This window comes from Pseudomonas sp. RL_15y_Pfl2_60 (assembly GCF_963970595.1).
GTDB lineage: Bacteria > Pseudomonadota > Gammaproteobacteria > Pseudomonadales > Pseudomonadaceae > Aquipseudomonas.
Window position 1 is genome coordinate 50129 of the sequence record NZ_CAXAOE010000001.1, and the last position, 21735, is coordinate 71863.

At 56.8% G+C, this 21735-nt stretch carries 18 protein-coding genes and 2 pseudogenes; 12 read left to right on the forward strand and 8 right to left on the reverse strand.

What is annotated here, in order from left to right:
- Positions 1–19: 19 nt before the first annotated feature.
- The gene (locus tag AACY26_RS00240; RefSeq protein WP_339509783.1) at positions 20–943 is read right to left on the reverse strand and encodes a response regulator; all 924 of its coding nucleotides are present in this window, start codon (positions 941–943) and stop codon (positions 20–22) included.
- A gap of 2 nt (positions 944–945) precedes the next feature.
- Complete coding sequence (locus tag AACY26_RS00245) at positions 946–2250, reverse strand: ATP-binding protein (protein ID WP_339509785.1); 1305 nt, start codon at positions 2248–2250, stop codon at positions 946–948.
- Positions 2251–2568: 318 nt separating this feature from the next.
- Between AACY26_RS00245 and AACY26_RS00250 the strand changes: the two genes are divergently transcribed.
- From AACY26_RS00250 to AACY26_RS00260, 3 genes are read left to right on the forward strand one after another with little or no spacing between them, the layout of a single operon-like run.
- Positions 2569–3963, forward strand: a complete 1395-nt coding sequence (locus AACY26_RS00250; protein ID WP_339509787.1) for an ethanolamine ammonia-lyase subunit EutB — start codon at positions 2569–2571, stop codon at positions 3961–3963.
- Positions 3964–3973: 10 nt separating this feature from the next.
- Positions 3974–4789, forward strand: coding sequence for an ethanolamine ammonia-lyase subunit EutC (eutC, locus tag AACY26_RS00255; RefSeq protein ID WP_339509789.1), 816 nt, complete (start codon positions 3974–3976; stop codon positions 4787–4789).
- A 33-nt stretch (positions 4790–4822) separates the two neighbouring features.
- Positions 4823–4990: a DUF2897 family protein gene (locus AACY26_RS00260; RefSeq protein ID WP_339509791.1), complete on the forward strand. Its 168-nt coding sequence runs from the start codon at positions 4823–4825 to the stop codon at positions 4988–4990.
- Here the strand turns inward: AACY26_RS00260 and AACY26_RS00265 are convergent.
- Together AACY26_RS00265 and AACY26_RS00270 are read right to left on the reverse strand one after the other, a co-directional pair.
- Positions 4987–5811, reverse strand: a complete 825-nt coding sequence (locus AACY26_RS00265) for a substrate-binding periplasmic protein (protein WP_339509793.1) — start codon at positions 5809–5811, stop codon at positions 4987–4989. The two genes, AACY26_RS00260 and AACY26_RS00265, sit on opposite strands and share 4 nt — an antisense overlap.
- A gap of 154 nt (positions 5812–5965) precedes the next feature.
- Positions 5966–6586 (reverse strand): TetR/AcrR family transcriptional regulator, encoded by a 621-nt coding sequence (locus AACY26_RS00270; protein WP_339509795.1) that lies wholly within the window; start codon positions 6584–6586, stop codon positions 5966–5968.
- A gap of 230 nt (positions 6587–6816) precedes the next feature.
- On the opposite strand from AACY26_RS00270, the gene AACY26_RS00275 reads away from it, so the two are divergent.
- From AACY26_RS00275 to AACY26_RS00310, 9 genes and pseudogenes are all read left to right on the forward strand, one after another.
- Entirely contained in the window at positions 6817–8601 is a 1785-nt protein-coding gene (locus AACY26_RS00275) for an acyclic terpene utilization AtuA family protein (RefSeq protein WP_339509797.1), read from the forward strand.
- A gap of 48 nt (positions 8602–8649) precedes the next feature.
- A complete protein-coding gene (locus AACY26_RS00280; RefSeq protein WP_339509799.1) occupies positions 8650–9522 on the forward strand; it encodes an SDR family oxidoreductase in 873 nt (290 codons plus the stop codon).
- Between the two features lie 3 nt (positions 9523–9525).
- The gene (gene atuC, locus AACY26_RS00285; RefSeq protein WP_339509801.1) at positions 9526–11142 is read left to right on the forward strand and encodes a geranyl-CoA carboxylase subunit beta; all 1617 of its coding nucleotides are present in this window, start codon (positions 9526–9528) and stop codon (positions 11140–11142) included.
- Between the two features lie 43 nt (positions 11143–11185).
- Complete coding sequence (atuD, locus tag AACY26_RS00290; RefSeq protein ID WP_339509803.1) at positions 11186–12346, forward strand: citronellyl-CoA dehydrogenase; 1161 nt, start codon at positions 11186–11188, stop codon at positions 12344–12346.
- 27 nt (positions 12347–12373) lie between these two features.
- Positions 12374–13168, forward strand: a complete 795-nt coding sequence (locus AACY26_RS00295) for an enoyl-CoA hydratase/isomerase family protein (RefSeq protein ID WP_339509805.1) — start codon at positions 12374–12376, stop codon at positions 13166–13168.
- Positions 13169–13211: 43 nt separating this feature from the next.
- Positions 13212–14649 (forward strand): annotated as a pseudogene (locus AACY26_RS00300) (acetyl-CoA carboxylase biotin carboxylase subunit); the annotation flags it as partial.
- 320 nt (positions 14650–14969) lie between these two features.
- Positions 14970–15215: pseudogene (locus tag AACY26_RS21275) on the forward strand (biotin/lipoyl-containing protein); the annotation flags it as partial.
- Positions 15216–15229: 14 nt separating this feature from the next.
- Entirely contained in the window at positions 15230–16054 is an 825-nt protein-coding gene (locus AACY26_RS00305) for an SDR family oxidoreductase (RefSeq protein ID WP_339509808.1), read from the forward strand.
- Between the two features lie 133 nt (positions 16055–16187).
- Positions 16188–18014, forward strand: a complete 1827-nt coding sequence (locus tag AACY26_RS00310; protein WP_339509809.1) for a long-chain-acyl-CoA synthetase — start codon at positions 16188–16190, stop codon at positions 18012–18014.
- 81 nt (positions 18015–18095) lie between these two features.
- Here AACY26_RS00310 and AACY26_RS00315 read toward each other — a convergent pair whose 3' ends face one another.
- The 4 genes from AACY26_RS00315 to AACY26_RS00330 form a co-directional block, all read right to left on the reverse strand.
- Positions 18096–18680 (reverse strand): hypothetical protein, encoded by a 585-nt coding sequence (locus AACY26_RS00315; protein ID WP_339509810.1) that lies wholly within the window; start codon positions 18678–18680, stop codon positions 18096–18098.
- Between the two features lie 117 nt (positions 18681–18797).
- Complete coding sequence (locus AACY26_RS00320; protein WP_339509812.1) at positions 18798–19436, reverse strand: hypothetical protein; 639 nt, start codon at positions 19434–19436, stop codon at positions 18798–18800.
- Positions 19433–20011, reverse strand: a complete 579-nt coding sequence (locus AACY26_RS00325) for an RNA polymerase sigma factor (RefSeq protein WP_339509814.1) — start codon at positions 20009–20011, stop codon at positions 19433–19435. The genes AACY26_RS00320 and AACY26_RS00325 overlap by 4 nt, the downstream gene beginning before the upstream one ends.
- Before the next feature lie 2 nt (positions 20012–20013).
- Positions 20014–21723 (reverse strand): vWA domain-containing protein, encoded by a 1710-nt coding sequence (locus AACY26_RS00330; RefSeq protein ID WP_339509816.1) that lies wholly within the window; start codon positions 21721–21723, stop codon positions 20014–20016.
- Positions 21724–21735: the final 12 nt, after the last annotated feature.

Sequence of the window (21735 nt, forward strand, 5' to 3'; positions counted from 1 at the left end):
CAGCAGCAACCTCGCCTGACTAGGCGCTGAGCCGCTCACGCAAGCGGCCCAGCATGCCGAACAAACTGCCTACCCGCTCGCGCTCGGGCTCATTGGTCGGCACCTGCGCCAAGCGCATCACCACCTGATCAGGTTGCGCTCGCCAGATAATGGCTTGTTCAACCGCGGCGCTCAGGCCTTTTTCAAACATTCCGCGCCGTATCGGCTTGGGCAGATAACGGAAAATCTGCGCCTCGTTGATCAGCTTGAGCAGCGCCTGGGTGTCGCAAAACGGCGTGACGACAATGCTCAACAAGCGCGGATGAGCCTGTGCCAGGGTTTTCAACAATGGTGCGGTGTCGTCCCCGGCCAGCTTCAAATCACTGACCAGCAGCTCAACCGGCTCGCTGTTGAGAATGTGCATTGCTTCGGCGATATTGCGTACGCGCAACAAACGATGACCTCCCTGTTGGCAAAACCCATCAACCAGGGCCAAGGTCTCGGCGTCATTATCAAGCAGCAACACATTGAGCCGGGCGCTCATGGCTCTGATCGACGCCAACTCAACAGGTTGGCTAACCGCCGGTTGGTGCATGGCAATTTCAGCTGCCTGGCGCAAGGTGAATGCCATTTCTTGCGGGTCCCAGGGCTTGGTGAGGTAGCGAAAGATACCGCCGTTATTCAGCGCATCAACGGCGGCATCCAGGTCTGAATAACCGGTCAAGAGTATGCGCAAGGTGTTGGGCGCCAATTCACGCGCCTGGGCAAGCAATTCCGCGCCGCTCATGTGCGGCATGCGTTGGTCGCTGACCAGAATATGCACCGGTTGGTCCTCCAGCCGCTGCAAGGCGCGGTGCGGGTCACTTTCGGTCAAGACCTCGTACTGGCGGCGAAACTGCACCGCTAGGCTGCGCAATATGCGTTCTTCGTCATCGACAAACATGATACGTGGCAAATGGCTCATATTCAGGCACTCCGTTGAAGTTGAGCCGCCTGTGGTCGCGGCAAGCGAATCAAAAAGCGCGTACCGCGCCCCGGCTCAGAAGCCACACGGATCAACCCGCCGTGGTCCTGAACAATCTTGAAGCAGATAGACAAACCCAAGCCGGTGCCCTGGCCAACCGGTTTGGTGGTGAAGAAAGGATCAAATATTCGCGCCACCACATGCGCTTCCATGCCCTTGCCGCTGTCCTGCAGGGAAATAAACACAGCGTCCTCATCGGCCCAGCTCTTGATGACAACCTGGCCAAAGCCCTCAATCGCTTGTGCCGCGTTGTTGAGCAAGTTGAGCAGCACTTGGTTGATTTGCGACGGGGCACAGGAGATCAGCGGTAGCTGGCCAAGGTGCAGGCTGATTTCAGCTTTGTCCTTGGTGTTATTACGGGCAATCAACAAGGCGCTGCGAATACAGTCGTTGATATCAACCTCTTCGCTCATCGCCCGGTCAAGCCTGGCGAAATCCTTGAGCCCGACCACCAACTCGGCAATTTGCTCCAGGCCATACATGGTGTCGGCAAACAATTGCTGCATATCAGCACTGAGCAACTCAGGTGCTGCAGCGTCACGGGCGTTTGCCGCGAGTGCAAAGGCATCAGCAAGCTGCTCTTCGGTGGTATCGGGATTGGCCACGCAGTCTGCCAAGCGCGCTTGCGAGTCGGTCAACTCAAACAATGCTGCGGCCAGCTCATTCATCAGTTGGACATTGTTTTTGACATAACCCAGTGGCGTGTTCAGCTCGTGGGCAACTCCGGCCACCATTTGCCCCAGCGATGCCATCTTCTCCGACTGGATCAGCTGCGCCTGCGACTCCTTGAGGTCATGGAGCGCCTTGCGCAGCACAGTGTTGCGTTGGGCGATGCGCGACTCCATGGCCTTGAGCAAGTCGAGCACAGTACCCAGCCCCTGATAGTTGCCCGCTTCATCAACCAACACAAAATCTTCGGTAATCGGGTATTGCAGTTGTCCGGTGATCTGCCTGGCAGCTTCTTCCAGACTGGTTTCAAGACTGACCACCAACGGCTGGGCATTCATCACCTCGGCAACCGGATGGCGGCCGCGCAAGTCACGGCCAAAACGCTGCATGAAGATATCTTGCAAGGTGGTACGGCTCACCAGCCCCAGCGGCTTGCCGGCGCTATCGACTATCGGCAGTGAAAGAAAAGCTTTGTGCTTGGGTGTCAGTAACCGATCGGCGACGTCAGCAATACTCATGTCCGGCGCAAGTGGCTCAACCGGTTTGAGCAACTGCGTAAGTGCGCTGGCAGTGGGCATCAGGCAACTCCTTGCTGGGTTAGGCCTGTCATTTAAACAGCGTCAAGTTGCCATCATGTGACACCGATCCCACCTCGGCAGACTGCAACAGCCCTGTCATCACCCAGTCATATTGGCCTAGACCAGTGCAACGCCTACCACTCATGCACCAGCATGACTCAAACCTTGGCATGGCCATAACCGCAGATGGCTTGTCCAGGTCCCTCAGGCGTTGACTCACAGGCGCTCAAGCCCCCTGGCACGGCCACTGCAAAGGCAACTCAAAGCAAGGTTTTGCAGCGTTTGCACTATTACCGGCACTAGACTGGGGCCAATCAATTGCCTTACCAAACCTCAATAGGCGTCCTGCGCTACCGTTTTGATGACCTTAAAAGCCTGCTCGGCAAAGCCAGCCCGGCGCGCTCCGGTGATTATCTGGCCGGCCTTGCAGCCGCGACCTACGAAGAGCGCATGGCCGCGAAAATGGTCCTGGCCGAGTTGCCACTCAAGCAGTTTCTCAATGAAGCACTGATTCCCTATGAACAGGATGAAGTCACCCGCTTGATCATTGATCGTCATGACACGCAGGCTTTTGCGCCCATCAGCCATCTCACCGTTGGCGGCCTGCGCGACTGGCTGCTGCTCGACAGCACCGACAGCCAGGTGCTGGCCGCCGTTGCGCCCGGCATAACCCCGGAGATGGCCGCCGCTGTGAGCAAATTGATGCGCAACCAGGACTTGATCCTGATTGCGCGCAAATGCCGCGTAGTCACAGCGTTTCGTACCACCATCGGCCTGCCTGGGCGGTTGTCTGTGCGCCTGCAACCCAATCACCCGACCGACGATGTCCGCGCGATAGCGGCCAGCATGCTTGATGGCTTGCTGTATGGCTCAGGGGACGCCACGGTTGGGATAAACCCGGCCAGCGACTCACTGTCGACGCTGATGCGCCTGTGGCAGATGATGGATGAAGTTCGCCAGTATTTTGATATTCCCATGCAGAGTTGCGTGCTGACTCATGCCACTACGCAAATTCAGGCCATCGAGGCCGGCGCGCCAATCGACCTGGTCTTTCAATCGATTGCAGGCACCGAGAAAACCAACAGCAGCTTTGGCATCAACCTGAACCTACTGCGCGAAGCGCAGCAAGCCGCGCAGTCGCTAAAGCGCGGCACTGTTGGCGACAACCTGATGTACTTTGAAACCGGCCAGGGCAGCGCCTTGTCCGCAGGCGGCCACCACCAGGTTGACCAACAAACCTGTGAAGCACGCGCCTATGCCGTCGCCCGCGAATTCAAGCCACTGCTGGTCAATACCGTGGTTGGCTTTATCGGCCCCGAATACCTGTACGACGGTAAGCAAATCATTCGTGCGGGCCTGGAAGATCACTTCTGCGGCAAATTGCTTGGCCTGCCGATGGGCTGTGATGTGTGCTACACCAACCATGCCGAAGCCGATCAAGATGATATGGACACCTTGCTGACACTGTTCGGCGCCGCCGGGATCAATTTCATCATGGGCATTCCGGGCGCCGATGACATCATGCTCAATTACCAGAGCACCTCATTTCACGACGCGCTCTATCTGCGCAGTGTCATGGGTTTGCAACGTGCGCCTGAATTTGACGCCTGGCTGACCCGCATGGCCATCACCGAGACCAATGGCAAACTGCGCGATATCGGCCGCGGCCACCACCTGCTGCAGCAACTGCAGCGTATCTCTGGCGCCGCCTGAGGCATTGACGATGACCGATGAGCTGATTCAGACCAATCCATGGGAGCAATTGCGTGCTCACACCTCGGCGCGTATTGCCTTGGGCCGGGTGGGCTCGAGCTTACCAACCCGTGAAGTGCTCGCCTTTGGACTGGCCCACGCCCAAGCCCGTGATGCCGTGCATCGGCCGCTGGATATCAACGATCTCAAGCATCAGTTGAAGGCCCAAGGCTTTCGTACCTTGCAGGTTCATAGCAACGCCGAAGACCGGCACAGCTATCTGCTGCGCCCGGACTATGGACGCCACTTGCACGATGACAGCCGGGTTTATCTAGAGCATGAACTGGCCGCCCCGGAACTTGCGATTGTGATAGCCGATGGCCTGTCAGCGATTGCTGCGCAGTGTCACGCATTACCGCTACTGATGGCATTTCGCGAACAGTTCGACACTGACTGGGCCAATACGCCGGTGGTGCTTGCAGAACAAGGCCGCGTAGCTATTGGCGATGGTATCGCCGTGGCATTGCGAGCATCCATGGTGGTTGTGATGATTGGTGAACGCCCCGGCTTGAGTTCACCGGATAGCCTGGGCGTATACCTGACCTATCAACCCAGGCTCGACAGCATGGACAGCCAGCGCAACTGTATTTCCAATGTGCGCCCGCAAGGTCTGGCTTATGCCCAGGCAGCGGCCAAGCTCAACTACCTTGCCCGTGAGTCATTGCGCCTGCGGCTTTCCGGGGTGGCCTTGAAGGATGACAGCAGCCTGGGCATCGCGCCCAATCAAGCAACCGCTCAAGTACCGAGCACGCAGCCACCGAATGACAGCCTGCACATCCCAGAGTAAGCTAGCTGTTCACCCCCTGATTGGGAGCCGAGCATGCCTTGGTATATCTGGTTATTGATTATTGTCGTTTTAGGTTCCATCGTTGGCGGCCTGATGATGCTCCGCGACACTGCAAAACCGTTGAACCTGACCGATGAGCAGCTTAAGCGCATCCACAAACGCAATATTGAGCAAGACGCCAAGGATGCGCAGAACTCTTAGTCCTCAATAGGCCCGACCTGCTCAGTAAGACTCTGGGCAGGTTGTATGGCTATTTTATCCGGGCGCACGACCTTGATATTGTAGGGCGCAAAAATCGCGTCCAACTGCCCTGCCTGGCGCAACCCTTCAAGCAACTGACTAAATCGCTGTGCGGTGATGGGCGCGTTTTGGCGCAAGAGCGCATGATGCTTATAAACCTGGTCGACCCGCTCGGAGATCAACAGGATGTTCGCGTATTTAGGGTAAGTCTCGAAAAAAACCTTCAAGTACGAGCGCGTAACCAGGGCAATGTCAGCTCGCCGATGAACCACCATCATGATGTTACCGTCAATGGATCGACTGACGATGGCATTATGGGTTTTAGCCAGATAGTCGGGATCAGTGTTAAAACCTGCAAACCCATAGTGATAACCGCTGAACAAAGCTAGGCGTTTGCCCAGGATCTTGTCGAAATAGGCCTGTTGGCGGCCTTGCGCGGTGCGCGCGACAAACACCTCGGCGTCTTCAAGCCCCATATCGACGCTCTGGTTGGGAATGCCCTGCCACCCCCAGCGAGGATTCTCGAATAAGCTGATATCAACTCGGCCACTGTTCAGGTCAGCGTAACGGCGCTGCAAAGAAGTCGGGACAATGATGAATTCAAACTCGGACTGCTGGCTATTCAGCGCACTGATTAACTCGGGCAGCAAGCCACGGCTTGTCACCTCGCTGGCACCAAACGCATAGGGCGGAAAGTACACGCCGCTGACATTAACAACTTGGCCGGCCAGCGAAGGACTCGAAAAGACTATCAATACAGCAGCTATTAACGGCTTGAACATAGACTTGCCTGTTACCCGAACATCCATATTGGCAAATAGCCACTAGCGTAAACTCTACCCTAGTTAACGAAGCTGCATAATGCGCAAAGTAGCCACTTGGCTGAAAGTGACGGTTTTGCGCCAGGTTTTGTCCCTTTTCAAGAAATTTCGTCAATCAGTCTTTCAACACCAGCGATAACGCCTCTTCGGCTAACTGATCAAGGCTCATTGGCCCCTCGGAACGGAACCAGGTTGTAGTCCAGCTCAACGCCCCAGTCAGAAAGCGCCGGATGATAAATGGATCGGCCTTGAAGTAGCCTTCAGCCTTGGCTTGCGCCAGGACTTCCAGCCAGATTTGCTCATAGGTTTCACGCAGCGCCAGGATATGCGCACGGCCTTCATCAGACAAAGAACGCCACTCATAGACCAGCACGGCCATCGCCTCCCCTGTGCCGCCCATGATCGACTGCAATTCACAGCGAATAAGCGCCAGCACTCGCTCACGCAACGTGGTTGCCTCATCGAGCGCGGCTTGCATCATTGCGGTGTTGTAGCGAACCGTTTCCTCCATCACCGAGCGCAGAATTTCATCCTTGCTCTTGAAGTGGTGAAAGATGCTGCCCGACTGGATGCCAACAGCGCTGGCGAGGTCACGCACTGTAGTGCGCTCATAGCCTTTGCTGCGAAACAGGTGCGCAGCCATTTGCAGTAATTTCCCACGAGCGCTGTCCGGGTCTGTCACCAAGCCATTGGCAACCAGTTCCTGCATGACAGCCTGGGCCTTCAAATCATCCAAACCTTAACTCCTGGAATATCTGCCTGCGACTTGCCGGAAACCATCGAGCCACATCTAAAGAGGCCGACAAGTGCATGTTGGAGAATTAACGAAATCTATGCTTACACGGTAAACCAAGCAAGCGCTTGGCACTAGCTCAGTGTAGAAATATCACAGCAAGGGCTTTTCAACCAAGCGCTTGCTTGGTAGTGTTGATCACAACCTATCAGCATGTGGCGGGCTTGACTCTAATGACTAAAACCGTACGTATCGGTTGCGCTAGCGCATTCTGGGGCGACACCTCCACCGCCGCAGCCCAGCTTGTCAACGGAACCGAGCTCGACTATCTGGTTTTTGATTATCTGGCCGAGATCACCATGTCGATCATGGCCGGGGCGAAAATGAAAAACCCGGATGCCGGCTATGCCAGCGATTTCGTCGAGACCCTACAGCCGCTGCTCAATACCATCGCCACCCGCAAGATCCGCGTTATCAGCAACGCCGGCGGAGTCAATCCTCAAGCCTGCGCGGCAGCACTTGCTGCGGCCTGCGAAAAAGCCGGAGTCAGCTTGAAAATCGCCGTGGTGCATGGCGACAACCTACAAGCCAAAGCCAGCGAGCTGGCCAAAGCAGGCACGGTGGAGATGTTCAGCGGTGCAGCCATGCCGCCCTTCTGCGTCTCGGTCAACGCCTACCTGGGCGCTCCGGCGATTACTGCCGCACTTGAGCTTGGCGCTGATATCGTGATTACCGGGCGAGTAGTCGACAGCGCGGTCGTCAGCGGCGCCCTGGTCCATGAGTTCGGCTGGTCCTGGAGTGATTACGACAAACTCGCCCAAGCGGCGCTTGCCGGACATATCATCGAATGCGGCGCGCAATGCACCGGCGGCAACTTCACTGACTGGCAAGAGGTTCCCGATTACGAGCACATTGGCTTCCCCGTTATAGAGGTTGAGGCTGACGCTGGCTTCACCGTCAGCAAGCCAGAAAACACAGGCGGCCTGGTAAACCGACTGACCGTTGGCGAACAGCTGCTCTACGAAATTGGTGATCCGCACGCCTACCTGCTGCCAGATGTAATCTGCGATTTCAGCCAGGTACAACTGCAGCAGTCTGGCCCCAACCGGGTTTCGGTCAGTGGCGCCAAAGGCTCGGCGCCGTCAGACAGTTATAAAGTCAGTGCCACCTACCCCGATGGTTTTCGCTGCACCGCCAGTTGCTTGATCAGCGGCATAGATGCAGTGAAAAAGGCGCAACGGGTCAGCCAGGCGATTATTGCCAAGACCGAGGAAATATTCGCTGAACGCGGTTGGGGCAATTACCGCGAGGTGAATATCGAGCTGCTTGGCAGCGAAGCCACCTATGGCCCACATGGGCAACGCCAGGACACCCGCGAAGTGGTGGTCAAGCTGGCGGTGCGCCACGCCAAAAAAGAAGCCTTGATAGTGTTCTCGCGGGAGATTGCCCAGGCCGCAACCGGTATGGCACCGGGGTTGACCGGGATTGTCGGTGGGCGGCCAACGGTTTATCCGGTTATCCGCCTGTTCTCGTTTCTGGTCGACAAGACCGCCTGCGCACTAGAGGTCGAAATCGACAGCCAGCGCCACGGCGTTGCCCTTGCCCCACTCGAACCCAGCCAACAGCAAAGCCTGACCGCCTCGCCACCGGCAGCAAACGGTCAGGCGCAGACCAGCGTTCCACTGGTCAAGCTGGCGGTTGCACGCTCTGGCGACAAGGGCAATCACAGCAATATCGGGGTCATGGCCAGAAAGCCCGAGTACATGGCGTGGATCGCGGCTGCATTGACTGAGCCTGCCGTGGCCGAATGGATGGCCCATGTACTTGACCCAAGGCAGAGTAAGGTCAGCCGCTGGTATCTGCCTGGCACCCATAGTTTGAATTTTCTGCTGGAAAACGCCTTGGGCGGCGGCGGTGTTGCCAGCCTGCGCATCGACCCGCAAGGCAAGGCCTTTGCCCAACAACTGCTGGAGTTTCCGGTACCAATACCGAGCACCTTGGCAAACAGGCTCGAGTAACGGATCAACGCACGCCCAGGTCCTGCCCTCCACAAGACGAGAATAACAATGAGCTATAAGTCGATTTTCCGAGCCGATCTCTTCGCTGGCCAAACCATCATGGTGACCGGTGGCGGCAGCGGCATTGGCCGTTGCACCGCACACGAGCTGGCGGCGCTTGGCGCACACGTTGTACTGGTCGGTCGCACGATCGAAAAGCTGGAAAAAACCGCGGCAGAAATCAGCCAGGATAACGGCAGTGTCAGTTATTACAGCTGCGATATCCGTGACGAGGCCTCGGTCAAGGCCTTGATTGAAAGCGTTATCGCCGCGCGTGGACAAATCCACCACCTGGTCAACAATGCCGGCGGCCAATACCCAGCGCCACTGGCCTCGATCACCCTTAAAGGTTTCGAGGCGGTGGTCAAGACCAACTTGGTGGGCGGTTTCTTGGTCGCCCGCGAAGTGTTCAATCAGTCGATGAAGAACAACGGCGGCAGCATCGTCAATATGCTGGCCGATATGTGGGGCGGCATGCCGGGCATGGGCCACTCAGGCGCAGCGCGGGCCGGGATGGAAAACTTCACCAAAACGGCTGCTGTCGAATGGGGCTGTGCGGGCGTGCGGGTCAATGCCGTGGCGCCCGGCTGGATCGCCTCCAGCGGCATGGATACTTATGAAGGCGCCTTCAAGGCAATCATTCCGGTGCTGCGCGAGCATGTACCCTTAAAACGCATCGGCACTGAGTCTGAAGTCTCTGCTGCGATTGTCTTTTTACTCAGCCCCGGTGCTGCGTTTATCAGCGGCACCACTGTGCGCATTGACGGCGCCTCCAGCCAAGGCACCCGTGCCTTCCCGCTGGCCAAGGCCAAAGCCGAGGCGAATCAGGCATTCAACGGCTTCCACCGCGCCTACTTGCCAGACGTGCTTAAAGGGGAATAACCAATGCCGGTGATTCAATCCGAGATTGATCTACATAGCCGCGAGTTTGCCGACAATCGTGAGGCCATGCTCAACGCCATTTCCAGCTTTCGCGAGGCTGAACAAAAAGTACTCGATAAGGCTGCAGCAGCCAAAGCCAAGTTCGACAAACGCGGCCAGTTGCTCCCGCGCGAACGCCTCAGTGCCCTGCTCGACCCCGGCGCGCCATTTCTGGAGTTGGCCTCACTTGCGGGCTACAAACTGCACGATGACAAAGACGGCACCCAGGCCGGTGGTGGCATCATCTCGGGCATTGGCTATATCGCCGGTGTGCGCTGCCTGATCAGCGCAAGCAACAGTGCAATCAAAGGCGGCACCATCTCCCCGACCGGGCTAAAGAAAACCCTGCGTTTGCAGCAGATTGCCGTCGAAAACAAATTGCCGGTCGTGACCCTGGCTGAAAGCGGCGGCGCCAATCTCAACTATGCCGCCGATATTTTTATTGAAGGCGCCCGCGGCTTTGCCAATCAAGCGCGCATGTCCGCCATGGGTTTGCCACAAATCACCGTGGTGCATGGCTCCAGTACTGCAGGCGGCGCCTACCAACCGGGACTTTCAGATTATGTAGTGGTCGTGCGTGGCAAAGCCAAGATGTTCCTCGCCGGCCCGCCTTTGCTAAAAGCCGCCACCGGCGAGGTGGCAACGGATGAAGAACTGGGCGGCGCCGAAATGCACGCGCAAACCGCAGGCACTGCCGAGTACCTGGCCGAGAATGATGCAGATGCGTTGCGCATTGCCCGCGAGATTGTCAGCGTGTTGCCCTGGAACGCGCAATTACCCGCTCGCCAGGCGCCAAGCTATCGCCAACCGCTGCATGACGTGCAAGAGCTGCTCGGTGTGGTTCCAGCCGATCCGAAAAAGCCCTACGACGTACGTGAAATCATTGCGCGAATTGCCGACGGCTCAGAGTTTCTCGACTTCAAAAATGAATTCGACCAGCAAACCGTCTGCGGCCACTTGAGTATTGAGGGCCAGCGCTGCGGCTTGATCGGCAACAACGGTCCAATCACGCCGCAAGGGGCGGCAAAGGCTGCGCAGTTCATTCAACTGTGCGAACAGAGCAACACGCCGATTCTGTTCCTGCACAACACCACCGGCTTTATGGTCGGTACTGAATCCGAGCAGCTTGGGGTGATCAAGCACGGCTCGAAAATGATTCAAGCGGTGGCCAATGCCAGCGTGCCAAAGCTGACCATAGTGGTCGGTGGCTCCTATGGCGCAGGTAATTATGCAATGTGCGGACGCGGCCTTGACCCACGTTTCATTTTCGCCTGGCCCAACAGCAGAACGGCGGTCATGGGGGGCGCCCAGGCTGGCAAGGTGCTGCGCATCGTCACCGAAGCCAAGCATGCAAAAGAAGGCCTTGAAGCCGACCCGAAAATGCTCGACATGCTTGAACAGGTCACCGCGCAGAAGCTCGACAGCCAGTCGACCGCGCTGTATGGCACAGCCAGCCTTTGGGATGACGGCCTGATCGATCCACGCGATACCCGCAAGCTGCTCGGCTATTTGCTGGATATCTGCGCCGAAGCCGCCGCACGCCCCCTGAAAAACAATCGCTTTGGCGTGGCGCGCTTCTAGCCCTTGCGCCCTGAATTAGCCTTTTGCTCTGGAGAATAACAAGATGATCTTCACTCAAGAACACCAAGAGCTGCGCCGTACAGTCAAGAACTTCGTCGATAAAGAGATAAACCCCTATGTCGACCAATGGGAAAAGGACGGTCGTTTCCCCATCCACGAAGTGTTCAGGAAAGCCGGTGACCTCGGCCTGCTCGGCATCTCCAAACCCGAAAAATTCGGCGGAATGGGCCTCGACTACAGCTACTCGATAGTTGCTGCGGAAGAGTTCGGCACCATTCATTGCGGTGGCGTGCCAATGTCACTTGGGGTGCAAACCGACATGTGCACACCAGCCCTGGCCCGCTTCGGCTCTGATGAACTGCGTGATGAGTTCTTGCGCCCGGCAATCAGTGGCGAAATGGTGGGTTGCATCGGGGTTTCCGAAGTGGGCGCCGGGTCAGATGTCGCAGGCCTCAAGACCACGGCGCGCAAAGACGGCGACGACTACATCATCGACGGCAGCAAGATGTGGATCACCAACTCGCCGAGCGCTGACTTCATCTGCTTGCTGGCAAACACCTCTGACGGCAAGCCACACGTTAATAAATCCCTAATCATGGTGCCGATGAACACCCCGGGCATCACGCTCAGTCCGCACCTCGACAAACTCGGGATGCGCAGCTCCGAAACCGCGCAAGTGTTCTTCGATAACGTCCGCGTACCGCAGCGCAACCGCATTGGCCAGGAAGGCGCCGGGTTCATGATGCAGATGCTGCAATTCCAGGAGGAACGCCTATTCGGCGCGGCCAACATGATCAAGGGACTGGAGCATTGCGTCGATGCCACCATTGAATACTGCAAGGAGCGTAAAACCTTCGGTAACGCGCTGATCGACAATCAAGTGATTCATTTCCGCATGGCCGAGCTGGCCTGTGAAATCGAAGCCTTGCGGGCGCTGGTCTACCAGGCAACCGAAATGTATGTCGCTGGCAAGGATGTCACCAAGCTGGCCTCGATGGCCAAGCTCAAGGCCGGCCGCCTGGGCCGTGAAGTCAGTGACAGTTGCCTGCAATACTGGGGTGGCATGGGCTTTATGTGGGACAACCCAGTGTCCCGGGCCTATCGCGATGTGCGCCTGGTTTCGATTGGCGGCGGCGCCGATGAAATCATGCTCGGCATCATCTGCAAACTGATGGGCATCCTACCCGGCAAGAAAAAAGCCTGAAGCAAGCCCTGAGCCAGAGAGAATCCCATGCAACTGCCTGATCTGAAAACACTGCTGATAAACCTCGAACAGGGTGTTCTGACGGTAACGCTCAACCGCCCTGAGTCGCGCAACGCCATGAGCCTGAACATGGTCAAGGAACTGACCCAGGTTTTCAGCCAGCTCAACCAGGAACCGAAGGTTCGAGCCATTGTCTTGCGCGGCGCGGGCGGGCACTTTTGTGCGGGTGGCGATATCAAGGACATGGCCAATGCACGCGCCGTTGGGCTAGACGCTTACCGCGAGTTGAACCGTGCCTTTGGCAGCATGCTTGAGCAAGCCCAGCGCTTGCCGCAAGTGGTGATTGCCCTGCTCGAAGGGGCTGTGCTGGGCGGCGGGTTTGGCCTTGCTTGCGTATCAGATGTTGCCATCGCCACCGACGACGCCAAGTTCGGTTTGCCGGAAACCACCTTGGGCATTTTGCCCGCACAAATCGCCCCCTTTGTTGCCAAGCGCATCGGCTTGACCCAAGCCCGCCGCCTTGCCTTGACCGCCGCCCGTTTCAACGGCCAGGAGGCTGCGCGCCTGGGCGTGGTGCACTTCAGTGAAGCCAGTGCTGCGGCGGTCGAACAGCGCCTCAACGAAACCCTGGCGCAAATAAGGCGTTGCGCCCCCCACGCCAATGCCGCGACCAAGGCGTTGCTGCTGAACACCGAACTGCAACCACTTGACCAACTGCTGGATGACGCAGCTCAATCCTTTGCCGACGCAGTGCTTAGCCCCGAAGGCATCGAAGGAACCATGGCTTTCGTGCAAAAACGTACTCCAGGCTGGGCTGTATGAGCCCACACCCACTGCATCCCGTCACCTGCCAGGAGTAGCCAGCATGCCGGCCTTCAACAAGATACTGATCGCTAATCGCGGTGAAATTGCCTGTCGCATCATAGGCACGGCTCAGGCCCTGGGCTATCGCACCGTTGCGGTGTACAGCCAGGCAGATGCCCAGGCGCGGCACGTGCAAATGGCGGATGAAGCCGTATGCATCGGGCCTGCCCAGGTTGGCCAGTCGTATCTGCAGATCGATAACATCATCGCCGCCGCACAAAAAACAGCAGCCGAAGCGATCCACCCCGGCTACGGCTTTCTCTCCGAGAACGCTGACTTTGCACGTGCCTGCGAAGCTGCCGGCATCACTTTTATTGGCCCCAGCATCGAGGCGATCCACCTGATGGGCAGCAAGCGCCTGTCGAAAGTTGCCATGCTTGAGGCTGGGGTTCCCTGCATACCGGGCTATGAAGGCGCAGCGCAAGATCAAGCGACCTTGCATGAGCACGCCCAGCGTATTGGCTACCCGCTGATGATCAAGGCCAGCGCTGGCGGCGGCGGGCGCGGCATGCGCTTGGTCCAGGCCCACTCAGAACTTGATGAACAGCTCAATACTGCCCGTTCTGAAGCGCTCAACGCCTTTGGTTCGGGCGAGCTGATACTTGAACGGGCGGTTCTCAAACCCCGACACGTCGAGATTCAGGTGTTCGGCGACCAGCACGGTAATCTGGTGTACCTCGGCGAACGCGACTGCTCGGTACAACGCAGGCATCAAAAAGTCGTTGAAGAGGCGCCCTGCCCGGTCATGACTCAGGCCTTGCGCCAGGCCATGGGCGAAGCGGCAGTAAAGGCGGCGGCATCGGTAAACTATGTTGGGGCTGGCACCGTCGAGTTTCTCCTCGATCAGAACGGCGATTTCTACTTTTTGGAAATGAACACCCGCTTGCAGGTTGAGCACCCCGTCACCGAGTTGGTCACCGGCCAGGACCTGGTTGCCTGGCAAATCAGCGTGGCTCAAGGCGAGCCATTACCACTTAAGCAGGACCAGATACGCATTAGCGGCCACGCCATGGAAGTACGCTTGTACGCAGAAGACCCTGCCAAGGATTTTCTACCGCAAACCGGCACTGTCATGCGTTGGCTTCCAGCACTGCTCGACGGCATCCGGATTGATCATGGCGTGCTTGAGGGCCAAGCGGTCAGCGCCTTTTATGATCCTATGCTGGCGAAGATCATCGCTTACGGGGCAACCCGCGACGAAGCAAGGCGCAAACTCGCACGCGCGGTTGAAGACTGCGTACTGCTTGGAGTTAAAGCCAACCAACGATTTCTCGCCAACCTGCTCAGGCATCCGCAATTTGCCTCAGGCAATGCAACCACGGCCTTTATCGGCGAACACTTTAGCCAGGATCCGAGCCTGACAGCGCCAGCTATTTCCAACAAGGAACTGGCGTTGGCAAGCGCATTGTTCTATCACGCTTCGGCTACGTACAACGCCCAGCAAGCAGAACGCAGCGGCTGGAGCAACTCAGCAAGCGCCGAGCTCGGCTATGTGCTTGAACTGGCTGAAAGAACGGTCAAGACAACCCTGACGCTGGTACACACCGGGCAACAGCCAAAACTGCGTATCAGCCTTGAACAGCAGAGCTTCGAACTGCAATTGCTCAGCGCTGACGGTGAAAACTGCACAGTCGAAATCGACGGCGTGCGACAGCGCCTGTGCTATCAGCTGCACAACCAGACCCTGCACCTATTCGCCCACAGCGGCTCCGTGCAAATCCAGAACGTGACCCACAAAGCCCTGGCCAACACTGAAGCAGCAGGTAGTGGTTCGGTCAAGGCACCCATGGATGGTGCAATAGTCGAGGTGCTGGTTGAGCCTGGTAGCCCTGTCAGCAAGGGTCAATTACTGCTCGTACTTGAGGCCATGAAAATGGAACATCCGCTAAAAGCGAGTATTGATGGCGTGGTAAGTCGGGTGCAGGCAACCCCGGGTGAACAGGTGAAAAACCGGCAACTGCTGGTCGAAATCCAAGCGCATGACGCCACAGTGTCGGCGAATTAAACCGGAGAAGATAGATGTCATTGTCAGGCAAAACCCTATTTATTACTGGCGCCAGTCGTGGCATCGGCCGCGAGATCGCACTGTGCGCTGCCCGCGAAGGTGCCAACATCGTGATTGCCGCCAAGAGTGCCGAGCCACACGCCAAACTGCCGGGTACGATTCACAGCGTCGCCGAGGAAGTGGTAGCCGCGGGCGGCAAGGCACTCGCCCTACAAGTGGATGTGCGCGACGAGAACGCCGTCAAGCTCGCCATGGAACAAGCCGCCACCCATTTTTCTGGAATCGATGCACTGGTAAACAATGCCGGGGCAATCAAGTTGCTCGGTGTCGAACATTTGCCGGCCAAGCGCTTCGATCTGATGTACCAGATCAATACACGCGCGGTGATGGTTTGCAGCCAGGCAGCGCTGCCCTATCTGAAGAAAAGCGGCAACGGCCACATCCTCAACTTGTCGCCGCCACTCAACCTCGACAGCAAATGGTTTGCCCAGCATGGCCCCTACACGGTGACCAAATACGGCATGAGCATGTTGACGCTGGGCATGAGCGAAGAATTCAAGAAGTACGCCATCAGCGTTAACTCACTGTGGCCACAAACCATGATCGCAACAGCCGCGATTGAGTTTGAGCTGGGCAGCCGCGATGTGTTTAAGCGCGCCCGCACTCCGTTGATCATGGCGGATGCCGCCTGTGCAATCCTGCGCAGCGAAAAGCGCAGCATCAGCGGCCGCTTATTGATCGATGAACAAATCCTTCGCGAACAAGGCCAGACCGAGTTCGAACACTACCGCTATGATCGACAAGGTGGGGCCTTGATTGCCGACTTGTTCCTCGATTAGGCGCATAAGCAACAAGCTGCACCGGCAATTTGCCAATCTGCCCGACCTGCCTCGCCCCAGGGCCATAGTCGGGCTAGATCAGGCCCGCATAGAGTGGCTTACAGCCATCTCAACAGTGTGAGCCTAGAGCCTAATGCGTAATCCTGACCTGATCTCCCCGTTAGATTTCCTCAGTCGTCTGCCCAAGCAACTGCCGAATCTTCCACGCAGGCTTTTAGGGCTTTACTACGCTCGACTTAGTAATCGTGACAAGACCCTATCGCTGGCCTGGGCGCTGCAACGCGCGGCTGATAAATACCCGCAGCGCCCTGCCCTGGTCGATGAACAACGCTCAGTTTCCTACACAGCGTTAAACCGTTGGGCCAACCGCATTGCGGCTGCGCTGAAAGCCGATGGCGTACACGCCGGAACCGTGGTCGCGGTGATGCTCGAAAACCGCATTGAATTGCTCGCCATCCTTGCAGCAGTCAGCAAGCTGGGGGCTATTTCAGCACTGATCAATACTACCCAGCGTGGCAAGGTCCTGGCGCACAGCATAAACCTGGTCAAACCCGGCTATATGGTGATTGGCGAAGAGCTGGTTTCCAGCATCACAGACGCAGAGCCACTTTTAGAGAAGTCATCGCTTATCCGTTACTGGATTGCCGACCAAGACTGCCTGCAAGACACAGGCATCGAGCCCAATGGCTGGACCAACTTATTACAGCAAGCACAGGGGCAACCTGAGCACAATCCGCTTGAAAGCTATGACGTGAAGATGAAAGACCCGTGCTTTTTCATCTACACCTCCGGCACCACCGGTATGCCCAAGGCATCGATCTTGAGCCATGGCAAATGGATCAAGGCCTACGGCGGCTTTGGTCATTCAGGCTTGGCCCTTAACAGCAACGATGTGCTGTACCTGACGCTGCCCTGCTATCACAACAATGCCGTGACCGTTTGCTGGAGCGCCGCTATTGCGGGCGGTGCGGCTATTGCCCTACGCCGCGGGTTCTCGGCCAGCGCGTTCTGGAGCGATGTGCAGCGTTACCAAGCGACCTGCTTCGGTTATATCGGCGAGCTGTGCCGTTACCTGCTCAACCAACCTGAATGCCCCGAGGAAAAGAACAACAGCCTGCGCTGCATGATCGGCAACGGTTTGCGCCCCGCCATCTGGCAGGCATTCAAGGACCGTTTCGCGATTGAGCAAATTACCGAATTCTACGCCTCAAGCGAGGGCAACATTGGCTTCACCAATGTGTTCAACTTTGACAATACCGTAGGCTTTTCACCGGCAACCTTTGCCATAGTCAAATACGACTTGGAAAACGACAGGGTTGTGCGCAACGCCAAGGGTTTTCTGCAAAAAGCCAAAAAGGATGTGCCTGGCCTGTTGATCAGCGAGATCTCAGACAAGTGGCCATTTGACGGCTATACCGACACCCAAAAAAGTGAAGCGGCCATTTTGCGCAACGTCTTCAAAAAGGGCGACGCCTGGTACAACAGCGGAGACTTGATGCGTGATATCGGCTGCAAACATGCCCAGTTTGTCGATCGCCTCGGCGATACATTTCGCTGGAAAGGTGAAAACGTTTCCACCACCGAAGTTGAAAGCACATTGAGCACATATCCAGGCATTGAAGATGCTGTGGTCTACGGCGTCGAAATCAATGGAACCAATGGCCGCTGCGGTATGGCGGCACTGCGGCTCAGTCCTGGATTGAGTTTTGACGGCGAAGCCCTGGCCCGCTACCTGGATGCCGAGCTGCCCAGTTATGCGGCCCCCCTGTTTATTCGCCTGCTCGACCAGGTTGAAACGACAGGCACCTTCAAATACAAAAAAACTGACCTCAAGAACGCCGGCTATGACCCTGACCGCGTGCAAGACCCGCTATTCGCCCGTTTGCCCGGCAGCAACAGCTTCACTCCTGTAACCCAGGCGCTGTATCAAGCAATTACTGGCGGGCAATACCGGTTCTAGCCACGGTTTGAATGATAGTCTCAGCAAATCGCGACACCCCCAACCAGCACTTAGCCCGTTTCATTCAACTGCCAACGCGTACTATTGCTTGAACTTGAACTGCAGCTGCGCGCCATCAATGGAGTCGAGTGAACCCTTGCCATTGGTGTCATCCGTAAGCAACTTGCCACTTAGCTCAAAAGGTTTCGGCTGAGTATCTTTGGGCCCAAACATGGGCGGCAACGGCTTAACCGCATTGTACTCATGAGTATCGGCATCATTAAGCTGCTGAACCAAGTCCTTGGGTAAGCTTAGATCGAGCTTGACCTCTGGCACTTTGGCAACTGGCTTAGTAGCTGGGGATTTTTTAACCGGCTTTTCAACCTCCGGCTCGGTTTCAATTTCGGGCTCAAAATCGGTCTCAAGTTTCGGCGCGGGCTCCAAATCCAAATCCAGATCCAGCTTTACTGCTGTATCCGCCGCCTCAGTTTTGCTATCAGGCTTAGGCTTGGCAGTCGTTTCAACTCGGTCGACCTCGGCGCCCACCCTTGCCTCTGGTGCAGCGCTTTCCTTGGGCTGGGTTTCAGCCCCGCTGCTGGCGGGCGACTTGGCAGGCTCTTGGTCGGGGCCGCAAGCAACCAACAAGGCCAACAAAGTCGACACCACTGAATAACGCGTCAGGTTCATCTTGGCTCTACACAAAAAATTGTATCCATACAGTTCAATCATCTCTGCACACCCCTGCATCATCCTTAAACTGGCAGGCTCAGTCGCTAGGTTGCGTCACGGGCTTTTTAGCATCCGCTATTTATCCTGCGCGCGCAGTTCTTGCAACTGCTGTTCAATATCAAGCGTCGGATATTGCTTCTGCAGCGCCTTGACCAGTGCTTCAGCTTGCTGTGTGTGGCCGTCTTTGCGCAATTGAATTATCTGTTGCAATTGAGCTTCCAGATCACCGGTATCGGCTAAAACTCCAGACGCTATTTTAGTCTGGGATTTGCTCGCTTCATGGGCCTCGACAACAGGCTCAGCAGGCATTGCTGATTCAGCCGATAGTGCATCGGCCGCCTCACTTTGCTGCATGCGCGGGTGTTGTATCGGCGCGCTTTGCGACTCAGCCATTCGCTCGCGCTTGAGCGCAGGCGCGGCGTATCCCTGCATGGCTGGGGCCGCTGCTGGTAGAGGATTATCGTAAATCGGTGATGACTGCTGATAGCCATTAAACACCAGGCCAACAGCAAGCCCTACGACCGCAAGACTGCCGAGCGCAACCGACCAGCGCTTGTGGTTTCCCCAGCTGTACAAACGCATCCACAGCGAATGTGGCCGTGCGTTGCGAGCCTGGGCATTGGCCGCCGCCAAAATGCTTGCATCCAGCGCGGCTGAAGGTTCCTGCCGTTGATTTTGACGATAATGCTCGACTAATTGTTCATCGTTATTCATACAGACACCTCTTCCAGCAACCGACGTAACTTTTGCATCGCGTAGCGCAGACGACTTTTGACCGTTTCAGCCGGTGTACGCGTCAGTTCGGCGATTTCGTGCACCTCCAGTTGGCCATGCGCGCGCAACACAAACACCTCCCGCTGCTCGGCCGGTAAGTCATCCAGCGCCAATTGCAGGCGACGCTGGTCCTGAATCAAATCGACCTGCTGCTCAGGCCCCGGTTGTGAGTCTGCTTGAGCATGCTGTTGTTCGTCGTACTCATCGCTTGATGCATCGGCCTTACCATGCTTGCGCCAATAGTCGATCAGTCGGTTGCGGGCTATTTGGTAGAGCCAGGTCTTGAAGAGAACGGCCTCGCGCTGCAACGATTGACTGCGCACGATACTCAGCCAGGTTTCCTGGAATATCTCCTCGGCCAGCGTCTGGTCGCCGCATAAACCGCACAAAAAACGAAACAAGCCAAGGCGATGGCGCTGGTAAAGCTGCGCAAACGCCTCGGCATCACCTTGTCGATAACGGCGCAGCAAGCTGGCGTCATCGACGTCCTTGGATTCAGAAACCGCTGATTTCACTATCACTCAACTCGATGGGTAGCCAGGTCGGGGGTTGAAGTTTGCAAGCTCTGGGCTAATTCCACCAGCTGAATAAATTCAGCACGCAATCCGAATGGATCATTACCCTTGGCACTGCGCGCCAGTTCAGCGCTGTCCTTGAAGGTAAATTGTCGGGTGTACTGACCGCCCTGGAGTTGTTGCGCAAAGGCTGCGACTGCAGTTGCAAAGCGCATGTCTTGTGAGGCATTGGCAATAGCTGCCACCTGTGCTGGCTTGGCGATTGGCACTTGCAGCAAGCGACTACTATTGTGCCCGGGCGTCTTGTAACGCAGGCGTAGCATGGCCAACTCGTCACTGACCGCCTGCTTGGCGGGTGCCGTTGCGTTCGCTTGATAACGCAGCGGCTCTAGCCAGCCACGCTTACCCACTGGAACGACCTCGTACAAAGCCGTCACGCTGTGGCCCGCTCCGACTTCACCAGCATCGACCTTGTCGTTATTGAAGTCCTCGCGCTTCAGCGCCCGGTTTTCATAACCCAGCAGGCGATATTCACTGACTTGCGCAGGGTTGAACTCAACTTGGATCTTTACATCCTTGGCGACCACGGCCAGGGTTGAGCTGAGTTGATCAACCAATACTTTTCGAGCTTCACGCAAGTTGTCGATATAGGCGTAGTTGCCATCACCGGCATCTGCCAACTGCTCCATCAGGCGCTCATTGTAATTGCCGGTGCCAAACCCAAGGGTTGTCAGTGATATTCCAGTTTTACGCTTGCTTGCAGCAAGACGCTTGAGCGCATCAAAGTCGCTGACACCCACATTGAAGTCACCATCGGTCGCCAACAAAATGCGGTTGATGCCCTGCTTGATAAAGCCTTTCTGGGCTTGTTGATAGGCCAATTCAATGCCCGATTCACCCGCGGTTGATCCGCCCGCCTGCAGCCCATCGATGGCGGCTCGGATTGTGGCTTTATCACTGCCTGAAGTCGGCGTCAGGACCACACTTGAGTTGCCGGCATAGACCACCAGCGAAACACGGTCTTGCGCCCGTAATTGTTCGACCAGAAGCTTGAGCGTGCTCTGCACCAAGGGCAAGCCTTCGCGACGGTCCATCGAGCCTGACACATCAACCAAAAACACCAGGTTTGCAGGTGCCAGCTCGGCAACCGAACGGTCCTCTGCCTTGATGGCCAATCGTAACAACAGGCTCTGCGGATTCCAGGGTGTTTGCGCCACTTCGGTGCTCAGCACAAAGGGCGCCCCTTGGTCTTCACCCACTATGTCGTAGGGAAAATAATTGATCATTTCCTCAAGGCGCACCGCATCCGCTTGTGGCAATTGCCCCTGGTTGAGCAAACGCCTCACGTTGGCATAAGCACCGGTATCGACATCAATACTAAAAGTCGATACCGGGTTCTGCGCAGTGGCCATCACCGGATTTGCGGGGTAATGCTGATACTGCTCCTGGCCTATATCAACATTGAATTGCTCATCGATGGGGGCATGCAACATTCCAGGCTGGCTGAGCATATCAGCCGACTCAGCACTGACTTGTTTATACAGTGCAGGTTCTGACGCAGGCCTTGCCCGTTCGTAGGCGACAGGAGGCGGATTGGCAGGTGCAGATTTAACGGGCTCAGCCACATCGTAGCGGCACGCACTCAACGCAACGAGCATCGAGCTGGCAAAACCGTATAACAGCGCATTGGGACAACGAATTGATGTGAGCATGGCTGCATCTCC

What these genes read in the sequence shown, in the direction of transcription:
- AACY26_RS00315 (WP_339509810.1), bottom strand. Translation starts at nt 18,680, where the DNA reads ATGAACCTGACGCGTTATTCAGTGGTGTCGACTTTGTTGGCCTTGTTG.
- AACY26_RS00260 (WP_339509791.1), top strand. Translation starts at nt 4,823, where the DNA reads ATGCCTTGGTATATCTGGTTATTGATTATTGTCGTTTTAGGTTCCATC.
- AACY26_RS00280 (WP_339509799.1), top strand. Translation starts at nt 8,650, where the DNA reads ATGAGCTATAAGTCGATTTTCCGAGCCGATCTCTTCGCTGGCCAAACC.
- AACY26_RS00305 (WP_339509808.1), top strand. Translation starts at nt 15,230, where the DNA reads ATGTCATTGTCAGGCAAAACCCTATTTATTACTGGCGCCAGTCGTGGC.
- AACY26_RS00310 (WP_339509809.1), top strand. Translation starts at nt 16,188, where the DNA reads ATGCGTAATCCTGACCTGATCTCCCCGTTAGATTTCCTCAGTCGTCTG.
- AACY26_RS00295 (WP_339509805.1), top strand. Translation starts at nt 12,374, where the DNA reads ATGCAACTGCCTGATCTGAAAACACTGCTGATAAACCTCGAACAGGGT.
- AACY26_RS00245 (WP_339509785.1), bottom strand. Translation starts at nt 2,250, where the DNA reads ATGCCCACTGCCAGCGCACTTACGCAGTTGCTCAAACCGGTTGAGCCA.
- eutC (WP_339509789.1), top strand. Translation starts at nt 3,974, where the DNA reads ATGACCGATGAGCTGATTCAGACCAATCCATGGGAGCAATTGCGTGCT.
- AACY26_RS00240 (WP_339509783.1), bottom strand. Translation starts at nt 943, where the DNA reads ATGAGCCATTTGCCACGTATCATGTTTGTCGATGACGAAGAACGCATA.
- AACY26_RS00265 (WP_339509793.1), bottom strand. Translation starts at nt 5,811, where the DNA reads ATGTTCAAGCCGTTAATAGCTGCTGTATTGATAGTCTTTTCGAGTCCT.
- AACY26_RS00320 (WP_339509812.1), bottom strand. Translation starts at nt 19,436, where the DNA reads ATGAATAACGATGAACAATTAGTCGAGCATTATCGTCAAAATCAACGG.
- atuC (WP_339509801.1), top strand. Translation starts at nt 9,526, where the DNA reads ATGCCGGTGATTCAATCCGAGATTGATCTACATAGCCGCGAGTTTGCC.
- AACY26_RS00330 (WP_339509816.1), bottom strand. Translation starts at nt 21,723, where the DNA reads ATGCTCACATCAATTCGTTGTCCCAATGCGCTGTTATACGGTTTTGCC.
- atuD (WP_339509803.1), top strand. Translation starts at nt 11,186, where the DNA reads ATGATCTTCACTCAAGAACACCAAGAGCTGCGCCGTACAGTCAAGAAC.
- AACY26_RS00275 (WP_339509797.1), top strand. Translation starts at nt 6,817, where the DNA reads ATGACTAAAACCGTACGTATCGGTTGCGCTAGCGCATTCTGGGGCGAC.